The sequence below is a fragment of the Leifsonia naganoensis genome (genome assembly GCF_013410615.1).
Taxonomy (GTDB): Bacteria; Actinomycetota; Actinomycetes; order Actinomycetales; family Microbacteriaceae; genus Leifsonia; species Leifsonia aquatica.
The window spans coordinates 1,016,599-1,030,213 of sequence record NZ_JACCHJ010000001.1 but is presented as its reverse complement, the minus strand read 5'-3'; the positions used below and the strand labels follow the sequence as shown (position 1 = coordinate 1,030,213).

General features: G+C 70.9%; 14 protein-coding genes. 8 read left to right on the top strand and 6 right to left on the bottom strand.

The genetic code is table 11. The features are described 5' to 3' along the window. Nucleotides 1-90: 90 nt before the first annotated feature. From HNR14_RS04910 to HNR14_RS04885, 6 genes are all read right to left on the bottom strand, one after another. Complete coding sequence (locus HNR14_RS04910) at nucleotides 91-420, bottom strand: carboxymuconolactone decarboxylase family protein (protein ID WP_179700131.1); 330 nt, start codon at nucleotides 418-420, stop codon at nucleotides 91-93. Then, nucleotides 417-824 (bottom strand): (R)-mandelonitrile lyase, encoded by a 408-nt coding sequence (locus HNR14_RS04905; RefSeq protein WP_179700130.1) that lies wholly within the window; start codon nucleotides 822-824, stop codon nucleotides 417-419. The genes HNR14_RS04910 and HNR14_RS04905 overlap by 4 nt, the downstream gene beginning before the upstream one ends. A 26-nt stretch (nucleotides 825-850) precedes the next feature. Continuing rightward, the gene (locus HNR14_RS04900; RefSeq protein ID WP_179700129.1) at nucleotides 851-1,873 is read right to left on the bottom strand and encodes a zinc-binding dehydrogenase; all 1,023 of its coding nucleotides are present in this window, start codon (nucleotides 1,871-1,873) and stop codon (nucleotides 851-853) included. A 113-nt stretch (nucleotides 1,874-1,986) separates the two neighbouring features. Then, entirely contained in the window at nucleotides 1,987-2,766 is a 780-nt protein-coding gene (locus HNR14_RS04895) for an alpha/beta fold hydrolase (protein ID WP_179700128.1), read from the bottom strand. Further along, entirely contained in the window at nucleotides 2,766-3,299 is a 534-nt protein-coding gene (locus tag HNR14_RS04890; protein WP_179700127.1) for a cytochrome C5, read from the bottom strand. Before HNR14_RS04890 ends, HNR14_RS04895 begins: the two co-directional genes overlap by 1 nt. A gap of 35 nt (nucleotides 3,300-3,334) precedes the next feature. Continuing rightward, nucleotides 3,335-4,000: a FadR/GntR family transcriptional regulator gene (locus HNR14_RS04885; protein ID WP_343064415.1), complete on the bottom strand. Its 666-nt coding sequence runs from the start codon at nucleotides 3,998-4,000 to the stop codon at nucleotides 3,335-3,337. Between the two features lie 151 nt (nucleotides 4,001-4,151). Between HNR14_RS04885 and HNR14_RS04880 the strand changes: the two genes are divergently transcribed. The 8 genes from HNR14_RS04880 (at nucleotide 4,152) to HNR14_RS04845 (ending at nucleotide 13,316) form a co-directional block, all read left to right on the top strand. Further along, nucleotides 4,152-5,765: an ABC transporter substrate-binding protein gene (locus HNR14_RS04880; RefSeq protein ID WP_179700125.1), complete on the top strand. Its 1,614-nt coding sequence runs from the start codon at nucleotides 4,152-4,154 to the stop codon at nucleotides 5,763-5,765. A gap of 65 nt (nucleotides 5,766-5,830) precedes the next feature. Then, entirely contained in the window at nucleotides 5,831-6,784 is a 954-nt protein-coding gene (locus tag HNR14_RS04875; protein ID WP_179700124.1) for an ABC transporter permease, read from the top strand. 2 nt (nucleotides 6,785-6,786) lie between these two features. Then, the gene (locus HNR14_RS04870) at nucleotides 6,787-8,847 is read left to right on the top strand and encodes a dipeptide/oligopeptide/nickel ABC transporter permease/ATP-binding protein (RefSeq protein ID WP_179700123.1); all 2,061 of its coding nucleotides are present in this window, start codon (nucleotides 6,787-6,789) and stop codon (nucleotides 8,845-8,847) included. Further along, the gene (locus tag HNR14_RS04865) at nucleotides 8,844-9,635 is read left to right on the top strand and encodes an ATP-binding cassette domain-containing protein (RefSeq protein WP_179700122.1); all 792 of its coding nucleotides are present in this window, start codon (nucleotides 8,844-8,846) and stop codon (nucleotides 9,633-9,635) included. The genes HNR14_RS04870 and HNR14_RS04865 overlap by 4 nt, the downstream gene beginning before the upstream one ends. 78 nt (nucleotides 9,636-9,713) lie before the next feature. Continuing rightward, the gene (locus HNR14_RS04860; protein WP_211235428.1) at nucleotides 9,714-10,640 is read left to right on the top strand and encodes a dihydrodipicolinate synthase family protein; all 927 of its coding nucleotides are present in this window, start codon (nucleotides 9,714-9,716) and stop codon (nucleotides 10,638-10,640) included. Further along, nucleotides 10,637-11,644 (top strand): ROK family protein, encoded by a 1,008-nt coding sequence (locus HNR14_RS04855; protein ID WP_179700121.1) that lies wholly within the window; start codon nucleotides 10,637-10,639, stop codon nucleotides 11,642-11,644. Before HNR14_RS04860 ends, HNR14_RS04855 begins: the two co-directional genes overlap by 4 nt. After that, nucleotides 11,641-12,336 (top strand): N-acetylmannosamine-6-phosphate 2-epimerase, encoded by a 696-nt coding sequence (locus HNR14_RS04850; protein WP_179700120.1) that lies wholly within the window; start codon nucleotides 11,641-11,643, stop codon nucleotides 12,334-12,336. The genes HNR14_RS04855 and HNR14_RS04850 overlap by 4 nt, the downstream gene beginning before the upstream one ends. Continuing rightward, nucleotides 12,309-13,316, top strand: a complete 1,008-nt coding sequence (locus HNR14_RS04845) for a DUF4862 family protein (protein WP_179700119.1) — start codon at nucleotides 12,309-12,311, stop codon at nucleotides 13,314-13,316. Before HNR14_RS04850 ends, HNR14_RS04845 begins: the two co-directional genes overlap by 28 nt. Nucleotides 13,317-13,615: the final 299 nt, after the last annotated feature.

Here is a 13,615-nt window from a genome sequence, read left to right as displayed (position 1 = left end):
GGGCCGGGTGGCACCCACCGCCATCTGGGCGGCGATCAGGGCGGAATTGCGACGTCGGAGCCACCCGTTAGGGGGACGAAGGGCCCGGCCTCAGTCCCGTTCGAACACCTCTTTCGCCATCGCCATGGCCGACATCGCCTTCGGCCAGCCGGCATAGAAGGCGAGGTGGGTGATCGCCTCGATCAGCTCCTCCTGCGTCGCACCGTTGTCGCGGGCGAACGCGAGGTGGAAGCGGAGCTGCTCGATGTTGCCGCCGGTCAGCAGGGCCGCCACCGTCACCAGGCTGCGGTCGCGCTTCGAGAGCTCGGGACGCTCCCAGACCTCGTCGAAGAGCACGCGGTCCGTGTAGTGGACGAGGCCGGGGGCGAAATCGCCGAAGGCCTGCTGTCCGCCGGTCCAGCCGGTCGTCTCGTCGCTCATGCGCGGCGCCCCTCGTACTCGGCGTCGGTGATGTGCTCTTTCCACGTGGTGGTCGCGGCGGGGTCGTCCGCGGCCTCCAGGATCGCGAGATGCTGCATGAAGCAGTCCGGGGCCGCAGCGTGCCAGTGGTCCTGGCCGGGCGGTGTGTAGAGCGTCTCGCCGGGATGCACCTCGAAGACGTTGCCGTCGCGGTCACCGAAGCGGGCCACGCCCTCGGTGACCCGCAGGTACTGGCCGCGCGCATGGCTGTGCCAGGCGGTGCGGGCGCCCGGCGCGAAGCGGACGAGCGCGACGGTCGTACGCTGGTCGGCGTCGTGCGGGGCGACGATGCCGTCGACCCAGACGTCGCCGGCGAACTGCTCCGGCGGGTTCTTCGCCGTCGGGGTGCGGGGTTCGATGTTCATGGCGGTTCCTTTCGTGGTGGAGAGGCTCAGAAGGTGAGGAGCACTTTCGTCGCGGTCCGTCGATCCATAGCGTCGTACCCTTCGGCCGCGCGGTCGAGGGGCAGCGTCAGGTCGAAGACGCGGCCCGGGTCGATCTCGCGGTCCCAGATGAGCCGGATGAGCTCGGGCAGGAACCGCCGGACGGGCGCAGGGCCGCCGAGCAGGTGCACCTCGGCGAAGAAGAGCTCGTCGGCCGGCAGAGTCACGCCGTCGTGGGCGACGCCGACGAAGCCGACGTGGCCGCCGGGCCGCGCGGACCGGATCGCCTGCAACAGGGACTCCTGGGTGCCGACGGCCTCGATCACGGAGTGGGCGCCGAGCCCGCCGGTGAGTTCCTTGACCTTCGCGACGCCCGCGTCGCCACGCTCCTCGACGATGTCGGTGGCGCCGAACTCGCGAGCGAGCGCCTGGCGGTCCGCGTGACGCGACATCGCGATGACGCGCTCGGCGCCGAGCTGCTTGGCGGCGAGGACGCCCATGAGGCCGACCGCCCCGTCACCCACCACGACGACGGTCTTGCCCGGGCCGGCCTCGGCGGCGACGGCGGCGAACCAGCCCGTCCCGAGCACGTCCGACGCGGCCAGCAGTGACGGGATGAGGTCGGCATCGGGCTGTCCGGGCGTCGCCACGAGGGTGCCGTCGGCCAGCGGAATGCGCGCCTTCTCGGCCTGGGTGCCGATCCCGCCCATCATCACGTTGTGCACACACCGCGACTGGTATCCGGCGCGGCAGATCTCGCAGGTGTTGTCGGAGGCGACGAACGATCCGACCACGAAGTCGCCGGGCTTCACGGTCGTGACGTCGGCTCCGACCTCCTCGACCACGCCGACGTACTCGTGCCCCATGGGGGCGTGGTCGGCGTGCTCGGTGCCGCGGTACGGCCAGAGGTCCGAGCCGCAGATGCAGGTCGCGGTCAGGCGGATGATCGCGTCGGTCGGCTCGACGATCACCGGGTCGGGCCGCTCCGCGACGACGACATCGCCCGGGGCGTTCATGATGACTCCACGCACGGCTGCGCTCCTTCGATCTCGGGGTGTGCGTCCAGTCCACCCCGTCCCGAGCTCGCGTGGGAGCCCCTGACGAGCCGTGTACTGACAGGGCACCCCTCGTGGGAGGCCACGGCTCAGGAGGCCGGCGTCCCCGATTCGAACCGCTCCACGAAGCCGACGATCCGCCGCGCGGCCTCCCGCGGATCGCGGATCATCGTCTCGTGCCGGTGACCCGGCACCTCGGAGTACTCCGCGACCGGGATGCTGTCCACCACGAACCGGCACCACCGGGGCGGGCACACGTGGTCGTCCGCTCCGCGCAGGACCAGCGTCGGCACCGCGATTCTCGGATACGCGAGTTCGGGCCGGTGGCTCAGCATCGCGTGAGCCTTACCGCGCAGGTTCGGGCCCGCCCGCAGGTACTCGCGCCCGCCGCGGTAGAGCACGAGCGGGTTCTCACCCGCGAGGTCGCGGATGAGCCGCCCCAGCTGCGGCCCCAGGCGGCGGGCCCGCCGGTCGACCGTGGGCGCGACCAGGATCAGCAGTTCGACCAGCGCCGGATGTCGCGCGGCCAGCTCGGAAGCGACCTGCGTCCCCATCGAATGACCGATGACGACGACAGGCCCGAGCCGTGCGTCGCGGAGGAACGCTGCCACGAGGTCGGCGGTGCGCTCCATGGTGAGGATGCGCTCCGGTTCGGGTGCTGAACCGTACCCCGGCAGATCAACGGCGATGACCCGCCCCTGGCCGGCGAGGATCTCGGCCAGGCCGTCGAACACCTTCCTGCCCATCCCGATGCCGTGGAGGAGCAGGAAGACGGTCCGGCCGGCACCTCTCTCTTCTGCCACGAGCGTCGCGCCCGCGTGCGAGAACGACGTGACGACGGGATCGGCGCTGAGATCGGCGCCGGGCATCAGCCCTCGGGACGGTCGGTCGACAGGTGCTCGAGGAGCTCGTCGAGGCTCCCGAACGTGAGCGTCTCGACGCCGTCGTCGTCGCGCTCGTCGATCTCTACGTCGTCGTAAGCGAGGTCCTCGTCGAGCAGCACACGGACCACACTGTCGGGGAACTGCCGGGGCGCGTCGAAGGAGAGCAGCACCGCGTCGACGAACACCACGACCGACTTCAGGGCGAGGTCGTCGCGCAGGTCCGCCTCCTCGGCGACGGGAGCGGGTCCGACGGACTCCTCGATCTCCGATACTGCCGCCTCGAGGATCTCGCGCCATGTGGTCGAGGACAGGCTCAGGAAGCGCTCGACCCGGTCAGCGAGGGGTCCGGCCTCGAGCGAACCGCGCTCCTCGATCTCTGGATCGACGTTGACCATCACGTCACCGTCGATCGCAGCGAACCGGGCCGGCCCATAGACGAAGGAGTCCTCGATCTCGGGAGACGGCATGAGGCCGCGGCGCGCGAGTTCGTCCTTCAGGGAGTCGAGGGATGCGTTCATGCCGCCCACGCTACCGGGATCCGTCGCGCGTCAGGTCAGGACGCGGACCCGAGACCGCGACGCAGCGGGATGTAGTGGGTCACGACGGCCTCCCGGAAGGCGGCGACATCCCCGGCTTCGGCAGCGCGCAGCATGTCCCCGTGCGCCCGGGCGGTCTCGTCGAGGTCGGTCGCGGGCGGGAGCCCGAGACGCGGGTACACGACGGTGTTGACCTCCCAGAACGCGGTGACCAGCTGGCCGACGAGCGCGTTGTCGAGGTGGGCGAGCAGCTCCGAGTGGAAGGCGCGGTCCTCTTCGGCGAAGGGTTCGCCGAGGCCGCTCTTCTCCTCCATGGTCTGGACGAGCTCGTGGAGGCGGGGGTTGCTGGTGCCGACCATGGCGGCGCAGATCTGCTCGGCCATGGCGAGGTCGAGGGCTTCGCGCACCTCCACCACCTCGCGCAGCGCGGCGAAGTCGTCCTCGGGCCGGAGCACGCCGCGGAAGACGAGTCCCTCCACCAGCGGGGCGAGAGACAGCTGGCCCACGTAGGTGCCGTACCCGTGGCGAACCTCGACGATGTCGAGGGCGGCGAGGGTACGCATCGCCTCACGTACGCTGGAACGGCTCACCCCGAGCTCGGCGCAGAGTTCGGCCTCCGTCGGGAGCAGTTCGCCCGGCTTGAGACGGTGGATGAGGATGTAGTCCTTGATCTGGTCCGTCACCGACGTGCGGCGTTGACTGGGCGCAGAGGAGAACATTCCGGAGGGTGTGGGCTCAGGCGCCATCGTCGACTTGACCTTTCCGCGGGACGTGCATTACGTTCACTATACCCAAGTAGGACATCAGACGTCCGACATCACGAGAGGCACTTCAATGTTGAAAGAATCGCTCCACAAGGAGGCGAGCCGGCGGACGTTCCTCGCCGCCACCGGCGCCGCCGGGATCGTTGCAGCTCTCGCCGCGTGCAGCGGCCCTCCCAGCACCACCGGCAAGGCCGCCACCTCGGGTGCGACCGGTGTCGTCGACAAGAACGGCACCATCACGGCGGGGATGTCGTACACCCTCGGCACCGGGTTCGACCCGATGACCACCACCGGCGCTCTCACGATGGCGGCGAACTGGCACACCCTCGAAGGCCTCGTCGAGCTCGACCCTGTCACCCGCAAGGCCTACGCGGCGCTCGGCTCGGCCCTCCCGAAGCAGGTCGACGACACCACCTACACGGTCTCCCTGCGCAAGGGCGCCACCTTCCACGACGGCAGCAGCGTGACGGTGGACGACGTCCTCTTCTCCTTCCAGCGGGTGCTCGACCCGGCCAACGCCTCCCTCTACGCCGGCTTCCTGCCCTTCCTCACCGCCGACAGTGTCACCACGGTCGACGACTCGACCGTCCAGTTCAAGGCGGCCTACCCCTTCTCCCTCTTCGCCGAGCGCATCTCCGTCGTCAAGATCGTGCCGAAGGCCGTCGTGCAGGCCGACCCGAAAGCGTTCGACGCCCTCCCGACCGGCACCGGCCCCTACAAGATCACCGCGGCCACCGCGAACGACAAGCTCACCTTCGAGCGCTACGACGCCTACAACGGCTCGCGCCCGGCGCTCGCCGCCGGCATGACCTGGAACCTGCTCGCCGACCCGTCCGCCCGGGTCAGTGCCATGCAGTCCAAGCGCGTCAACGCCATCGAGGACGTCCCATACCTCAACATCGACGGGCTCTCCCGCGTCGTGAAGACCGAGTCGGTGCAGTCCTTCGGCCTCCTCTTCATGATGTTCAACACGTCGATGAAGCCGTTCGACGACAAGCGGGTGCGCCAGGCCTTCTTCTACGCGATCGACATCGACAAGCTCGTCGCGAACGGCATGCTCGGCAACGCCGAGGCCGCCTCCAGCTACGTGCAGAAGACCCACCCCGACTACGTCAAGGCCAAGACGGTCTACAAGCACGACGCGGCCAAGGCGAAGGCGCTCCTCAAGGAGGCCGGCGTCTCGAACCTGTCGATCACCCTCCTCACCACCGACACCGGCTGGGTGAAGGATGTCGCCCCGCTGATCAAGGAGGACCTCGACGCCGCCGGCATCGCGACCACCCTCGACATCGGCCAGTCGGCCGGGCAGTACAAGAAGGTCGACAACGACCAGTTCGAGGTCATGATCGCCCCCGGCGACCCGTCGGTCTTCGGCAACGACGCGGACCTGCTGCTGCGCTGGTTCTACGGGGACAACCTCTGGTCGCAGAAGCGCTACCGGTGGAACTCCGGCGCCGACTTCGAGAAGCTCCAGTCCCTCCTCGACCAGGGCGCCCAGGAGACGGACCGCAAGAAGCAGCTCGCCACGTGGGGCCAGATCTACGACCTGGTCTCCGACGAGGTGCCGCTCTACCCCCTGCTGCACCGCAAGCTGCCCACGGCGTGGAACCCGGATGCGCTCACGGACTTCAAGCCGATCTCGATGACCGGCCTGTCGTTCCTCGGCGTCGGCCCGACGAAGTAGCGCCCACGGGCGGGGCCGGCCACGAGCCGGCCCCGCCTCCCGACCCGTCCCCTTAGGAGCACCGCATGGCCCAACTCGTGCGTCTCGCCGGCCGCCGCCTCATCGCGCTGCCGTTCATGATCCTCGGCATCACCCTGCTGGTCTTCCTCGTCCTGCAGCTCGCCCCCACCGACCCGGCGACGAACGCCCTCGGCGAGAGCGCGAGCGACGCGGCGAAGGCGGCGTGGCGTCAGGACAACGGCTACAACGACCCCCTGATCGTCCGCTACCTCGGCTTCCTCGGCCACCTGTTCCAGGGCAACCTCGGCAACACGGTCCCGCCCGCACAGCCGGTCGGCAGCCTCATCGCGACCGCCTTCCCCCTCACCCTGCAGCTGACGTTCCTCGGCCTGATCATCGCCGTGGTCGTCGCCGCGATCCTCGGCGTCGTCGCCGCGCTCTACCGCGACCGGTGGCCCGACCAGGTCATTCGCGTCGTCTCGATCGCGGGCATCGCGGTGCCGTCGTTCTGGCTGGCCATCCTGCTCATCCAGCAGTTCGCGCTCACCTGGCCGATCTTCCCGACCGGCGGGTACACGTCCCCGCAGGACTCGTTCACCGGCTGGCTGCAGTCGATGTTCCTCCCCGCCGTCGCGCTCGCCGTCCCGGTCGCGGCCTCCCTCACCCGCGTCGTCCGCACGTCCATGGTCGAGGAGCTCGACCGCGACTACGTGCGCACCGCCATCGGGAGCGGGCTGCCGCGCGCGGTCGTGATCGGCCGCAATGTCTTCCGCAACGCGCTCATCACCCCGATCACCGTGCTCGGGCTGCGCGTCGGCTACCTCCTCGGCGGCGCCATCGTCATCGAGGTCATCTTCGATCTGCCCGGGATGGGACAGCTCATCCTCGGGGGCGTGACCGCGGGCGACACGAACCTCGTCCAGGGCGTCACCATCACGATCGCGCTCACCTTCGTGATCGTGAACACGATCGTCGATCTGCTCTACCTGGTCGTCAACCCCAGAATCAGGACGGTGTAACGATGAGACGCACCCTTGCCGAGCGGCTCTCCGCTCCAGGACTGCGCTTCCGGGCGCTCCCGATCTCCTCCAAGATCGCGCTGGTCTTCTTCGTGATCGTCGTCCTGGCGGCCGTCTTCGCGCCGCTCGTCGCGCCGCACGACCCCCTGAAGTCGGGCATCCCGGCCCAACCGCCGTCGCTCGACAACTGGTTCGGGACGGACCGCAGCGGCCGCGACATCTTCTCGCGTCTCGTCTACGGTGCGCGCTCGTCGCTGGCGATCGGCGTGGGCGCCACCGCGCTCGCCCTCATCGTCGGCGGCACGATCGGCGCCATCGCCGCGACCGCGCACCGCTGGGTCAACGAGGGCATCATGCGCGTGCTCGACGTGATCATGTCGTTCCCCGGCATCGCGCTCGCGATCGTCTTCGTCGCCGTGTTCGGCAAGAGCCTCCCCGTGCTCATCGCGATCATCGCCTTCCTCTACGTGCCCCAGCTGGCGCGCATCGTGCGGGCGAACGTGCTCAGCCAGTTCGGCGAGGACTACGTGGCAGCGGAGCGGGTGCTCGGCGCGAAGACCGCGTACATCCTGCTCAAGCACGTCTTCCGCAACTGCGCCGCCCCGATCCTCGTCTTCGCGACGATCCTGGTCGCCGACGCCATCGTCTTCGAGGCCAGCCTCTCCTTCATCGGGGCGGGCGTGCAGGAGCCGGCGCCGTCCTGGGGCAACGTGATCTCCAGCGGCAAGAACCTGCTGCTCGCGGGCGGCTGGTGGGCGACGCTCTTCCCCGGCCTGCTCATCCTGATCACGGTGCTGGCGCTCAACGTGCTCGCCGAGGGACTGACGGACGCCATGGTACGGCCGAGCGTCCGCAAGCGCGCCGTGGCCCCGGAGGAGCTGCCGAACGATGCCGGCACCGCCTCCCTCGTCGCCGCCGAGCCGCTCGACGCCGCGGGTGCGCAGGAGGAGGAGGAGTTCGAAGCCCTCGCCGATGCAGACCCGGTGGTCGACCGCCGGCCCGACCCCGCCCTGGCGCAGCACCTGCAGCGTCTCGGCGACGTGGAGGCGCGGCGCACCGACCGGCTCGTCTTCGACGGAGACGTGCCGCCCCTCCTGCAGGTGGAGGACCTCTCCATCCGCTTCCCGGAGCGGCACGGAGACGTCGCGGTCGTCGACCGGCTCGGGTTCGCCGTCCGGCCGGGGGAGACCATGGCGCTCGTGGGCGAGTCCGGCTCGGGCAAGAGCCTCTCCAGCCTCGCGATCATGGGCCTGCTGCCCGCCAACGCCGAGGTCACCGGCCGCGTCCTCTTCGAAGGCCGCGACCTCCTCACGATGACGGAGAAGCAGCGCAACACCCTCCGCGGCCACGAGATGTCGATGGTCTACCAGGACGCGCTCAGCTCCCTGAACCCGTCGATGCTCATCCGCGCCCAGCTCAATCAGCTGCTCAAGCGCGGCGGCACACGCTCGGCCGAGGAACTCCTCGAGCTCGTCGGGCTCGACCCGAAGCGCACGCTCACGAGCTACCCGCACGAGCTCTCGGGAGGTCAGCGCCAGCGCGTGCTGATCGCCATGGCCCTGACCCGCAGCCCGAAGCTCGTGGTCGCGGACGAGCCGACGACGGCTCTGGACGTCACCGTGCAGGCGCAGATCATCGACCTGCTCAACGACCTGCGCGCCCAGCTGGGCTTCGCACTCGTGTTCGTCAGCCACGACCTCGCCCTCGTGGCGGAGGTCGCCCACCGGATCACGGTCATGTACGCCGGTCAGGTGGTCGAGAGCGCCCCCACCGTCGAGTTGCTGCGCAACCCGCAGCACGAGTACACCCGCGGGCTCCTCGGCTCGGTGCTGTCGATCGAGTCGGGCGCGTCCCGCCTCCACCAGATCCCCGGCACGGTGCCGACTCCGCGCGAGTTCGCGACGGGCGACCGGTTCGCCTCGCGATCGGTCGAGCGCCCCGGCGTCGGCCGCGACGTGCGGCCCGAGCTGCGACTCGTCGACGGGACGAGCGACCACTATGTCGCCATGGCCGAGCCGTCCGTGCTCGCGGAGACGTTCGCACAGAAGGGAGCGGCCTCATGACCGGAGACGACATCCTCACCCTGGACCACGTCCACGTCGTCCACACCGCCCGCACCGGGAAGCTGTTCCGTCCGGACAAGGTGCACGCCGTCAACGACGTGAGCCTCTCCATCCGGCGCGGCGAGACCATCGGCATCGTCGGCGAGTCGGGATGCGGCAAGTCGACACTGGCGCGGGTGATCGTCGGGCTGCAGCAGCCGACCGAAGGCGACGTGCTCTACCAGGGACGCAGCGTCCTCAGCCGCGATCGCGCCACCCGCCGGCAGCTCGGCCGCGCCGTGTCGATCGTGTTCCAGGACCCGTCGACCGCCCTCAACGCCCGGTTGAGCATCCACGACATCCTGCGCGACCCGCTCGACGTGCACGGAATCGGCACGGGGCCTCAGCGCGAGCGGCGCATCCTCGAGCTGCTCGACCTGGTCGGGCTTCCGCGCTCGGCGGCCGAGGTGCTGCCGAGCCATGTCTCCGGAGGCCAGCGGCAGCGCGTCGCGATCGCCCGGGCACTGGCGCTGGAGCCCGACCTCATCGTCGCCGACGAGCCGACCAGCGCGCTCGACGTCTCGGTGCGCGCGCAGATCCTCAACCTGCTCGGCGACCTCAAGCAGCAGCTGAACCTCGCGATGGTCTTCATCTCCCACGACATCCAGACCGTCCGCTATGTCTCCGATCGCATCGTCGTCATGTACTACGGCCGGATCGTGGAGGAGGGGACGGCTGCCGAGGTCTTCGACCACCCGTCCGACGACTACACGCGCACGCTGCTCGGGGCCGCGCCGACGCTGCTCTGAACCGCCGGCCGGCGCCTGAACCGCCGGCCGGCACCGCACCACCTGCACCGCCATCACGCACCACCATTGGAGAGAATTGTGAGCACTTCCCGTTTCGCCGGCGTCGTCCCGCCGCTCGTCACCCCGTTCGCACCGGACGGCGCGCTCGATGTGGCCTCGTTCGAGCGCCTGATCGAGTCGCAGATCGCGGCGGGCGTCGACGGGCTGTTCGTCCTCGGGTCCTCGGGCGAGGTCGGCTTCCTGACCGACGCCGTCCGCAGCGAGGTGCTGCGCGAGGCCGTGCGCATCGCCGCCGGTCGCGTGCCCGTGCTCGCCGGTGTCAACGACATGTCCACCTCCCGCGTCGTCGAGCAGGTCCGCCTGGCCGAGTTCGCCGGGGTGGACGCCGTGGTCGCGACGGTGCCCTTCTACGTCCGCCCCAGCCTCGAGGAGATCGAGGCGCACTTCCGCACCGTGGCCGCGTCGACGGCCCTTCCGCTGTTCGCCTACGACGTGCCCGTCCGTGTGCACGTCAAGCTCGGCCACGAACTACTCGTGCGCCTCGGCGTCGAGGGCGTGCTCGCCGGCGTCAAGGACTCCAGCGGCGACGACGTCGGCTTCCGCCGGCTGGTCGCGGCGAACCGCGCCGCCGGCAGCCCGCTGGTGCTCTTCACCGGGCACGAGATCGTCGTCGACGGCGCCCTGCTCGCCGGCGCGGACGGCGTCGTGCCGGGCCTCGGCAACGTGGACCCCGCCTCGTACGTGCGGCTCGTGGCCGCCGCGCGCGCCGGGGACTGGGCCGAGGCCAAGCGCATCCAGGACGGTCTGGCCTCCCTGTTCGAGATCGTGTTCCAGGCGCAGGGGGTGAGCGGGGAGGCGGCCGGGCTGGGCGCCTTCAAGACCGCCCTCCAGACGCTCGGTGTGATCGAGAGCAACCGGATGGCCCACCCTGTGCCCGCACTCGAGGGCGAGACCGTCGAGCGCATCCGGGCGATCGTCGAGGAGTCGGGGCTCCTCGTCCGATGAATCTCGGGCCGATCGGGTACGCCGTCGGTGTCGACCTCGGCGGCACCAAGACAGCGGCCGGTCTGATCGCAGCGGACGGTGCGGTGCTGCTCCGAAAGGAGGCGCCCACCCCCGCCGCCGACGGCCCGGGCGCCGTGCTGGCCACGGTCATCGGCCTCGCCGCCGAGGTGATCGCCGCGGCCCCGTCCGCGCTCACCGGCGACGCTCCACTGATCGGGGTCGGCATCGGCGCGGCGGGTGTCGTCGACCCGCGCACGCGCAGCGTCCTCTCCGCGACCGACACCCTCCCCGGATGGGCGGGCACGAGGATCGGCGAGGAGGCGGAGCGGGTGCTCGGCGTTCCCGTCGCGGTCGACAACGACGTGCGCGCCCACGCCATCGGCGAGGCGCGGTTCGGAGCCGGCCGTGGGCGATCGAGTGTGCTGCTCGTCGCGGCCGGAACCGGTGTCGGCGGGGCCCTCATCGTCGGCGGCGCTCCGCTCGTGGGTGCGACGAGCGCCGCCGGCCATTTCGGCCACGTGCCCGCGGTGGAGGCCCAGGGCCTGCCCTGCACGTGCGGCCGGCAGGGCCATGTCGAGACCATCGCGGCCGGCCCCGCGATCCACGCCGCCTATCTGCGCCGCGGCGGGACGGCGCCCGTGCCGGACGCGCGAGCGGTCTTCGCCCTCGCTGAGGCAGGCGACCCCTTGGCGATCTCCGTGGTCGAGATCGCAGGACGCGCGCTCGGCCGCGCGATCGGCGGCCTCCTCAACGCCCTCGACCCCGACGTCGTCGTGGTCGGCGGTGGTCTGTCCCAGACATCCGAGCTCTGGTGGGGCCCGCTCCGCGAGGGAGTCGCGGCCGAGGCGATCGACCTCGTGCGCGACCGCCCTGTCGTGCCCGCCGCCCTCGGCACGGCCGCAGCCCTCGCCGGTGCCGGGGCCCTGGCCTTCGACGCCGCGGTCGCCGCTGCGCCACCCTCATCCGACCCTCTCCACTTCTCTCCGACCGGAGCCCGCGCATGACCTCTCACCCTCTCTCCGTCCCGGCGCCGCTTGCGGCGATCCACGGCGGCCTCGTCGTCTCCTGCCAGGCCTACCCGGGGGAGCCGATGCGCAGCCCGGAGACGATGGCTCAGATCGCCGCGTCGGCGCTCACCGGCCATGCCGTCGGCATCCGCGCCCAGGGGCTCGGCGACATCGCCCTCATCCGCGACCGGGTCGACCTGCCGCTGATCGGCCTCTGGAAGGACGGGCACGACGGCGTCTTCATCACCCCCACGCTGCGACATGCCGTCGCGGTCTCCGCCTCGGGAGCGGACATCGTCGCGCTCGACGGCACCCGACGGCCACGGCCGGACGGGCTCGACCTGGCCGAGACCATCCGCCGGCTGAAGGACCAGACCGGCACGCTCGTCATGGCGGACACCGGATCGCTCGCCGACGCGCTCGCCGCTGTCGAAGCCGGCGCGGACTGCGTGGGGACGACGCTCGCCGGCTACACGTCCGAGCGGCCGAAGCTCGACGGGCCCGACCTGGACCTGGTGGCCGAGATCGCCGCCGCGGTGGAGGTCCCGGTGATCGCCGAAGGCCGCATCCACACGCCGGAGCAGGCGCGCGCCGCGATCGACGCGGGCGCCCACTCCGTCGTCGTCGGCACCGCGATCACCCATCCGGCCACCATCACCCGGTGGTTCGCGGACGCCGTCGCCCGATGAGCGTCCTCGTCGGGGCCTATGCGGCGTCTCCCGCGCACGCGCAATGGGCAGCGGACGCCGAGGAGGAGTACTTCGACGGCCTCGCCGCGCTCACCACGGTGCGGGGGCTGGAGCTGCCCTGGATCGACGGCCTCCACCCGCACGACGACGCATGGCTGCTGCGCCGGTTCCCGCGCCGGTTCGACGCCGTGTTGACCGGGATCCCCGGCACGATGCGCCGGCTCGGGCGCGACCCGCGGTTCGGTCTGGCCTCGCCCGACGCCGACGGTCGTGCTGCCGCCGTCGCCGAGGCGACCCGGATGTTGGAGGCTGCGGAGCGCCTCAACGACGCCTGCGGCCGCCGCGCGGTGATCGCGGTCGAGCTGCACAGCGCGCCCGTCGCCTCCGTCGACCCCGCGGCCGTGCAGGCGGCGATCGCCGCGTTGCGCGAGTCGCTGGAGACCCTCGCAGCGAGCGGCGTCGGTGACGACGCGGCCCTCGTGGTCGAGCACTGCGACGCGTTCGTGCCGGGCAGGGCGCCCGAGAAAGGCTTCCTCGCCGTCGCCGACGAGCTCGCCGCCCTCGACGGACTACCCGATCGGTTCGGGATGAGCGTCAACTGGGGGCGCTCGGCGATCGAGGTGCGCGACGGGGACGCCGTCGCCGCTCAGATCGCGGCGATCGCGTCCTCCGGTCGCCTCCGCGGGCTCATGCTCTCGGGCGCCGCCGATCAGGTCACTCCGTTCGGGCCGGCGTGGGTCGACGCGCACCATCCGATGGTCCCGGCGCCCGGGTTCCCCTTCGGCGAGCCCGCGTCGCTCCTCACCGCGGATCGTCTCGACGCTGCAGTGGCGGCTGCCGGCCCGCTCGAGTGGGCAGGAGTGAAGTTCGGCTGGGCGGATCCCTCTGCCGAGGTCGCTCCGCGCATTGCGATGGTCGACGCCGCCGCGGCCCTGCTCGCGCGCACTCTGGCCTCACATTCGGGCCCAATGTCGCGTTAGGCGACGCGAAACGCGACATTCGGGCCAAATGCTGGCGTTGCCTACCCAACAGCCCGGTCGGCACTACTGAAATCCGGAGGCGGCCTACCTCTCGGCGTTCTCGCGCGCTCTAACATCGGCGCATCCCGCGTGCCCGCGCGCGGACTCCGAGCGTCGAAGGAGATGGCCGTGCACGCCGAGATCTTCACAAGCCAGTTGTCGGGCGAACCGATCCGGGTCGGCTGCCTGTGCGGCGAACGTCACGATCACGAACCTCGCCTCGGCTCATCCTGCCGCAGCACGGACGATGCCGTGACTCC

Bases quoted from the DNA above. Each gene is read 5' to 3' on its own strand.
- HNR14_RS04870 (WP_179700123.1), top strand. From the start codon at position 6,787: ATGAGACGCACCCTTGCCGAGCGGCTCTCCGCTCCAGGACTGCGCTTC.
- HNR14_RS04895 (WP_179700128.1), bottom strand. From the start codon at position 2,766: ATGCCCGGCGCCGATCTCAGCGCCGATCCCGTCGTCACGTCGTTCTCG.
- HNR14_RS04880 (WP_179700125.1), top strand. From the start codon at position 4,152: ATGTTGAAAGAATCGCTCCACAAGGAGGCGAGCCGGCGGACGTTCCTC.
- HNR14_RS04875 (WP_179700124.1), top strand. From the start codon at position 5,831: ATGGCCCAACTCGTGCGTCTCGCCGGCCGCCGCCTCATCGCGCTGCCG.
- HNR14_RS04865 (WP_179700122.1), top strand. From the start codon at position 8,844: ATGACCGGAGACGACATCCTCACCCTGGACCACGTCCACGTCGTCCAC.
- HNR14_RS04910 (WP_179700131.1), bottom strand. From the start codon at position 420: ATGAGCGACGAGACGACCGGCTGGACCGGCGGACAGCAGGCCTTCGGC.
- HNR14_RS04890 (WP_179700127.1), bottom strand. From the start codon at position 3,299: ATGAACGCATCCCTCGACTCCCTGAAGGACGAACTCGCGCGCCGCGGC.
- HNR14_RS04905 (WP_179700130.1), bottom strand. From the start codon at position 824: ATGAACATCGAACCCCGCACCCCGACGGCGAAGAACCCGCCGGAGCAG.
- HNR14_RS04855 (WP_179700121.1), top strand. From the start codon at position 10,637: ATGAATCTCGGGCCGATCGGGTACGCCGTCGGTGTCGACCTCGGCGGC.
- HNR14_RS04850 (WP_179700120.1), top strand. From the start codon at position 11,641: ATGACCTCTCACCCTCTCTCCGTCCCGGCGCCGCTTGCGGCGATCCAC.